6 protein-coding genes are annotated in these 6,363 nt (G+C 71.0%); 2 read left to right on the top strand and 4 right to left on the bottom strand.

Features of this window, described 5'->3' with window-relative positions; genetic code table 11:
- Positions 1-108: 108 nt before the first annotated feature.
- Positions 109-900 carry a SigE family RNA polymerase sigma factor gene (locus ABZV42_RS23305; protein WP_356053391.1) on the top strand — a complete coding sequence of 264 codons (792 nt, stop codon included), beginning with the start codon at positions 109-111 and terminating at the stop codon, positions 898-900.
- Positions 901-1,151: 251 nt separating this feature from the next.
- On the opposite strand, the gene ABZV42_RS23310 is transcribed toward ABZV42_RS23305, so the two are convergent.
- Positions 1,152-1,799, bottom strand: a complete 648-nt coding sequence (locus ABZV42_RS23310; RefSeq protein ID WP_355975853.1) for a uridine kinase — start codon at positions 1,797-1,799, stop codon at positions 1,152-1,154.
- A gap of 261 nt (positions 1,800-2,060) precedes the next feature.
- On the opposite strand from ABZV42_RS23310, the gene ABZV42_RS23315 reads away from it, so the two are divergent.
- The gene (locus ABZV42_RS23315; protein ID WP_355975851.1) at positions 2,061-2,465 is read left to right on the top strand and encodes a hypothetical protein; all 405 of its coding nucleotides are present in this window, start codon (positions 2,061-2,063) and stop codon (positions 2,463-2,465) included.
- 166 nt (positions 2,466-2,631) lie between these two features.
- On the opposite strand, the gene ABZV42_RS23320 is transcribed toward ABZV42_RS23315, so the two are convergent.
- The 3 genes from ABZV42_RS23320 to deoC are packed head-to-tail and all read right to left on the bottom strand — an operon-like array spanning position 2,632 to position 5,997.
- Positions 2,632-3,537, bottom strand: coding sequence for an aldehyde dehydrogenase family protein (locus ABZV42_RS23320; RefSeq protein ID WP_356053392.1), 906 nt, complete (start codon positions 3,535-3,537; stop codon positions 2,632-2,634).
- The gene (locus tag ABZV42_RS23325) at positions 3,538-4,995 is read right to left on the bottom strand and encodes an aldehyde dehydrogenase family protein (protein ID WP_355975847.1); all 1,458 of its coding nucleotides are present in this window, start codon (positions 4,993-4,995) and stop codon (positions 3,538-3,540) included.
- Between the two features lie 6 nt (positions 4,996-5,001).
- Positions 5,002-5,997: a deoxyribose-phosphate aldolase gene (gene deoC, locus ABZV42_RS23330; protein WP_355975845.1), complete on the bottom strand. Its 996-nt coding sequence runs from the start codon at positions 5,995-5,997 to the stop codon at positions 5,002-5,004.
- Between the last annotated feature and the right edge of the window lie 366 nt (positions 5,998-6,363).

A 6,363-nucleotide genomic window follows, 5' to 3' on the forward strand; every position in this document is an offset into this window, starting at 1 on the left:
CAGTCGGCGGACACGGCCATGAAGTGGGCCCGGCAAGCTTTTCGACACAAGGCAGGACGCACGACGGAACGAACCGAAGATCCGGGACTCCACGACGGGGGGCGCGAGATGGACACGCTGCACAGCACCAGCACTAGCGCAGTTGTCACGCGGCTCCACGACGTCACCCGGGCGGAGAAGTCCGGCAGCGTGACCGGACGGGGGTGCGCTCGCGGTGCCGGGCGTCAGCACACCGGTTACATGACGGTGGTTGACGGTTTCACGGGGGAGAACACCACGGCGCCTGCCGCCGTGGGCACGACGGGGGGGAAGGCTCACGGGGGAGCCGCGTACGGGGAGGGCACGGGGGAGCGTCGCTCCGGGGCGGGGAGCGCGGAGGCCGAAGCGGCCTTCACCGCCTACGTCCAGGAGCGCCGCGCCTCCCTGTACGCAACCGCCTACCACCTGACCGGTGACCGCTTCGAGGCCGAGGACCTGCTCCAGAGCGCGCTGTTCTCGACGTACCGGGCCTGGGACCGGATCAGTGACAAGGCCGCGGTCGGGGGCTACCTCCGCCGCACCATGACCAATCTGCACATCAGCGCGTGGCGCCGCCGCAAGCTGAACGAGTACCCGACCGAGGAGCTGCCGGAGGCGCCCGGCGACACGGACGCGATGCGCGGCACCGAACTGCGCGCGGTCCTGTGGCAGGCGCTCGCCCGGCTGCCCGAACTCCAGCGCACGATGCTGGTCCTGCGCTACTACGAGGGCCGCACCGACCCGGAGATCGCGGAGATTCTCGGCATCAGTGTCGGCACGGTGAAGTCCAGCATCTGGCGGTCGCTCCGCCGGATGCGCGAGGACGAGGTCCTCAGCTTCGGCCGTGACGAGGAGGAGTCCTTCGGGGAGCTTGTCGCCTGAAGGGTGCGGGGGGCCGGTTCCGTGGGGAGCCGGTGACGGGAAGTCGGTTCCGGGGGGAGCCGACACCGACGGGGTCACGGGGAAACGGGTCACGGGAATCAACCGTGTCACGGGGGACCACGGGGGAAACGGAAGAAGGTCCAGGCGGTCGGGGGTCCGCTTGGACCTTCTTTCGTTCTCCGGGAGCCGGCGGACGCGGCCCCGGTGGGAGCAGGCGGTCGCGGGCGGTGTCCCCGCGAAGCGGTGCGGAGCTACCTGTTCTGGGCGGCCGTCGTGGGGGCGGACGTCTGCCGGGCTGCCGAGGCGGCCGTCAGCCGGCCGAGGGCCTCGTCCCGGTCGCAGGGGTGGGCGCCCAGGGCGGCCTGGCGCGCCACGATGGAACGCTCGGAGCGCATCAGCCGCCAGCCGCGCCGCAGCAGGAAGGGAACCGACTTGCGGCCCTCCTTCAGATCCCGCACGAAACGGCGCCGGAACGTCGTGACCGCGCCCCGGGACAGGCACAACGCGTCGGCGAGAACGCCGAGTTCGCGGCAGCGCTCGACGATCTCGGCGGCGAAGATCCCCTCCGCGATGAACAGCGGCGACCCGTCGATGCCCAGGGCCTCGGTCCCGGTGCGGGCGCTCAGGGAGATGTCGTAGACGGGGATGGTCGTACGTCCCGTACGGCACAGTTCCTCGATCGCGGCGACGGCGGTGTCCGCGTCCCACGACCGCGGGTGGTCCCAGTCGATGTCCTCGCTGTCCTCGACCTGGGGCAGCGTCGGGTCCGTGGCCTCTTTGTAGAAGTCGTCGAGGCGCAGCACGGGGAGCCCGGAGGCGGCGGCGAGAAGGGACTTCCCGGAGCCGGAGGGTCCGCAGAGCAGCACCACGCGGGCGGGTATCGGGAGAGGGGAACCCAATGGTCTGTACCTTCTGTGACGGGTCCGGCGGGCCGCGCGTCGGCGCGGATCCCGTTCATTATCCCCGGCTTTGCCGTACGTGCGGACGGATGTCGGACCGATGTGACGAGTGGCGCTGATATGCCTGTTGACCCGCAGGGGCGAATCCGCCGCGGAGACGGCCCGGGCGCGGCCCGGTTCAACTACTCTGCGTGTCGCATCGATCGCACTCCGCTCCCCACCTCCGTCCTCCCATCTCCGCCTGCCGAAGAGGAAAACCTGATGGCGCGACACGCAGCCCAGCGGAACACCCTGGCCCGTACGACCGTGCGGATCGCCGCGGCGGTCGGCGTGGCCGCCGCCGGTACGGCCGCGGCCGTACCCGCCTTCGCGGACACGGCCGCCGTGGACGCCCCGCGCACCCGGCCCGCCTCCCTCGGCAACGTCGATCCGCAGGCGGGTCTGACGGCGCTGACCGGGACCGTGGGGTATGTCACGGGCCCCGTCGAGGGCCTCAAGCCCAACCCGCTGGCCGGTACCGGTGTAGACCCGCTCGACAACGGCGTCGGCACCCAGCTCGCCGACTTCAAGCCGCTGACCTCCAAGGCGCTGACGGGCCCGGTGGCGCAGGCGCAGTCGATCGGCGGCGTCCCGGTGCTCGGCCAGGTGACCGGGCTGCTGCACTGACACGACCCGCGCGGGCCGCAGGCGGCCCGGGACATGAGAGAGCCGCGCTCCCCCTGGACGGAGGGGAAGCGCGGCTCTTTCGTACCCGGGGCCCCGGGGACACGGATCGGGGCCCCGGCGTCTCATGGCGTCGGCGCCACCGCGGGCGGGACGGGCACGCCGGGACTCAGTACGACGAGCCCCCGGCGCCCAGGGAGCCCGTCGGGTGCCAGACCGTCTTCGTCTCCAGGAAGGCCGTGAGGCGCCCCGTGCCGGGAGTCCGCGCGTAATCCACAGCCTGTGGACGAAGGACGCGCTTCAGGTTGTCCGCGGCCGCGATCTCCAGTTCCTTCGCCAGTACGTCGTCCGCGCCGGCGAGGTCGATCGCGTTGACGTCCTGGTGCGCGGCGAGCGGGGCCGCGATCTCCCCGGTCCGGCCGGACAGGACGTTGACGACCCCGCCCGGCAGGTCGGAGGTGGCCAGCACCTCGCCCAGCGAAAGCGCCGGGAGCGGGGACTTCTCGCTGGCGATCACGATCACCGTGTTGCCGGTCGCGATCACCGGGGCGATCACGGAGACCAGACCGAGGAACGACGACTCCTGCGGGGCGAGCACGGTGACGACACCGGTCGGCTCGGGGGAGGACAGGTTGAAGAACGGGCCCGCGACCGGGTTGCCGCCGCCCACGACCTGGGCGATCTTGTCGGTCCAGCCCGCGTACCAGACCCAGCGGTCGATCGCCGCGTCGACGACGGCCGCGGCCTTCGCCTTCGACAGACCCTCCGCGTCGGCCACCTCGCGGACGAACTGCTCCTTGCGGCCCTCCAGCATCTCGGCGACGCGGTACAGGATCTGACCGCGGTTGTACGCCGTGGCGCCGGACCAGCCGCCGAACGCCTTGCGCGCCGCGACGACCGCGTCACGGGCGTCCTTGCGGCTCGACTGCGGAGCGTTCGCCAGCCACTTGCCCTTGGAGTCGCTCACCTCGTACACCCGGCCGCTCTCGGAACGCGGGAACTTGCCGCCCACGTACAGCTTGTAGGTCTTGAAGACACTCAGGCGCTGCTGCTCGGACTTCTCGGCTGCACTCATTTATCGCTCGCCCTCCGGGCTAGACGGGGCGAGGTACGCCTCCAGGCCGTGCCGGCCGCCCTCGCGGCCGAAGCCCGACTCCTTGTACCCGCCGAACGGCGAGGTCGGGTCGAACTTGTTGAACGTGTTGGACCAGACGACACCCGCGCGGAGCTTGTTCGCGACGGCGAGGATGCGGGAGCCCTTCTCGCTCCAGATGCCCGCCGAGAGGCCGTACGGGGAGTTGTTGGCCTTGGCGACCGCCTCGTCCGGGGTGCGGAACGTCAGGACCGACAGCACCGGGCCGAAGATCTCGTCGCGGGCGATGGTGTGCGCCTGGGTGACGTTCGTGAACAGCGTCGGGGCGAACCAGTAGCCGGAGGAGGGCAGTTCACAGGCCGGGGACCAGCGCTCGGCGCCTTCGGCCTCGCCCTGCTCGACGAGCGAGGTGATGCGCGAGAGCTGCTCCTCGGAGTTGATCGCGCCGATGTCCGTGTTCTTGTCGAGCGGGTCGCCGAGGCGCAGCGTCGACAGGCGGCGCTTGAGCGAGTCGAGCAGCTCGTCGTGGATCGACTCCTGGACCAGCAGCCGCGAACCCGCGCAGCAGACCTGGCCCTGGTTGAAGAAGATGCCGCTGACGATGCCCTCGACGGCCTGGTCGATCGGGGCGTCGTCGAAGACGATGTTCGCGCCCTTGCCGCCCAGTTCGAGTGTGACCTTCTTGTGCGTGCCCGCGATCTGGCGGGCGATCGCCTTGCCGACGGCGGTGGAGCCGGTGAAGGCCACCTTGTCCACGTCCGGGTGCGCCACGAGGGCCGCGCCCGCGTCGCCGTACCCGGGAAGGATGTTCACGACGCCCTTGGGCAGGCCCGCCTGACGGCAGATGTCCGCGAAGAACAGCGCCGTCAGGGGCGTGGTCTCGGCGGGCTTGAGGACGACCGTGTTGCCGGTCGCGAGAGCCGGGGCGATCTTCCACGCCAGCATCAGCAGCGGGAAGTTCCACGGGATGACCTGGCCCGCGACGCCCAGCGGACGCGGGTTCGCGCCGAAGCCGGCGTGGTCGAGCTTGTCGGCCCAGCCCGCGTAGTAGAAGAAGTGCGCGGCGACCAGCGGGAGGTCGGCGTCCCGGGTCTCCCTGATCGGCTTGCCGTTGTCCAGCGTCTCCAGGACGGCCAGCTCACGGCTGCGCTCCTGGATGATCCGCGCGATGCGGAACAGGTACTTGGCGCGCTCGGAGCCTGGCAGCGCGGACCACTTCTGGAAGGCCTTGCGGGCGGCCTTCACCGCGCGGTCGACGTCCGCCTCGCCCGCCCGGGCGATCTCGGAGAGGACCTCTTCGGTGGAGGGGGAGACGGTCTTGAAGACCTTGCCCTCGGCGGCCTCGGTGAACTCACCGTCGATGAACAGGCCGTAGGAGGGAGCGATGTCGACGACGGAGCGGGACTCGGGCGCCGGTGCGTATTCGAATGCGGAAGCCATGATGGATCAGTCCACCGTCACGTAGTCGGGGCCGGAGTAGCGGCCGGTGGCCAGCTTCTGGCGCTGCATCAGCAGGTCGTTCAGGAGCGAGGAGGCGCCGAAGCGGAACCAGTGGTTGTCCAGCCAGTCCTCACCCGCCGTCTCGTTCACCAGGACCAGGAACTTGACGGCGTCCTTGGTCGTGCGGATGCCGCCGGCCGGCTTCACGCCGACCTGTACGCCGGTCTGGGCGCGGAAGTCACGGACGGCCTCCAGCATCAGCAGCGTGTTCGCGGGCGTCGCGTTCACGGCCACCTTGCCGGTGGAGGTCTTGATGAAGTCGGCCCCGGCCAGCATGCCGAGCCAGCTCGCCCGCCGGATGTTGTCGTACGTCGACAGCTCGCCGGTCTCGAAGATGACCTTCAGGCGGGCGGCGCCCGAGGCCTCCTTCACGGCGACGATCTCGTCGTACACCTTCAAGTATCTGCCCGCGAGGAACGCCCCGCGGTCGATGACCATGTCGATCTCGTCGGCGCCCGCGGCGACGGCGTCGCGCACGTCGGCCAGCTTCACGTCGAGCGCGGCGCGGCCGGCCGGGAACGCGGTCGCGACCGAGGCGACCTTCACCCCGGAACCGGCGACGGCCTCCTTCGCGACGGCCACCATGTCGGGATAGACACAGACGGCCGCCGTGCTGGGCGCCGTGCGGTCGGTCGGGTCCGGGAGGACCGCCTTGGCGCCGAGCGCCCGGATCTTGCCCGGGGTGTCCGCGCCTTCCAGCGTCGTCAGGTCGACCATCGAGATGGCGAGGTCGATGGCGTACGCCTTCGCGGTGGTCTTGATGGAACGGGTGCCGAGCGAGGCGGCGCGCGCCTCCAGGCCGACCGCGTCGACGCCGGGCAGCCCGTGGAGGAAGCGGCGCAGCGTGCTGTCGGACGCGGTTACGTCGCCGAGTGCGTGGGTGGGGGCGCCACCCTGCTCGAGCGGAGTCGAGAGCTTGGGGGAGGTTGCAGAGGTGGGCATGGTCACCAGACGAGCATATCTACGCGCGTAGCGGCTTGTACAGCCCCGGGGCGGCGGAGGGTTTTCTGCCCCCGGGACGGGCCTGCCCCGCCCCTCGCCTCGGGAGCCCGACGCCTTCCACCCACAATCCGATGGCCCTCGACCCCACAACCCGACGGTCCCCGGGGGCGGGGCCCACCCCCTCGGCCCTTCCCGGACCCCGGGGTTCCCCGGGCCATCGCCCCAAGCCGTTTTTCGCCCCCTCCGCCCCTACCCTTCCCGTACCTGGGGCTCCGCCCCAGACCCCGCTCCTCAAACGCCGGAGGGGCTGATCTTTCCCCGGCCGGGGAAAGAAATGGTCGGTCACCACGGCGTACGCGCGGCCGG

It is taken from the genome of Streptomyces sp. NPDC005281 (assembly GCF_040607495.1).
Lineage (GTDB): Bacteria > Actinomycetota > Actinomycetes > Streptomycetales > Streptomycetaceae > Streptomyces.

Excerpts from the sequence above, each read along its gene's own strand:
- ABZV42_RS23315 (WP_355975851.1), top strand. The coding sequence starts at position 2,061 with ATGGCGCGACACGCAGCCCAGCGGAACACCCTGGCCCGTACGACCGTG.
- deoC (WP_355975845.1), bottom strand. The coding sequence starts at position 5,997 with ATGCCCACCTCTGCAACCTCCCCCAAGCTCTCGACTCCGCTCGAGCAG.
- ABZV42_RS23305 (WP_356053391.1), top strand. The coding sequence starts at position 109 with ATGGACACGCTGCACAGCACCAGCACTAGCGCAGTTGTCACGCGGCTC.
- ABZV42_RS23320 (WP_356053392.1), bottom strand. The coding sequence starts at position 3,537 with ATGAGTGCAGCCGAGAAGTCCGAGCAGCAGCGCCTGAGTGTCTTCAAG.
- ABZV42_RS23325 (WP_355975847.1), bottom strand. The coding sequence starts at position 4,995 with ATGGCTTCCGCATTCGAATACGCACCGGCGCCCGAGTCCCGCTCCGTC.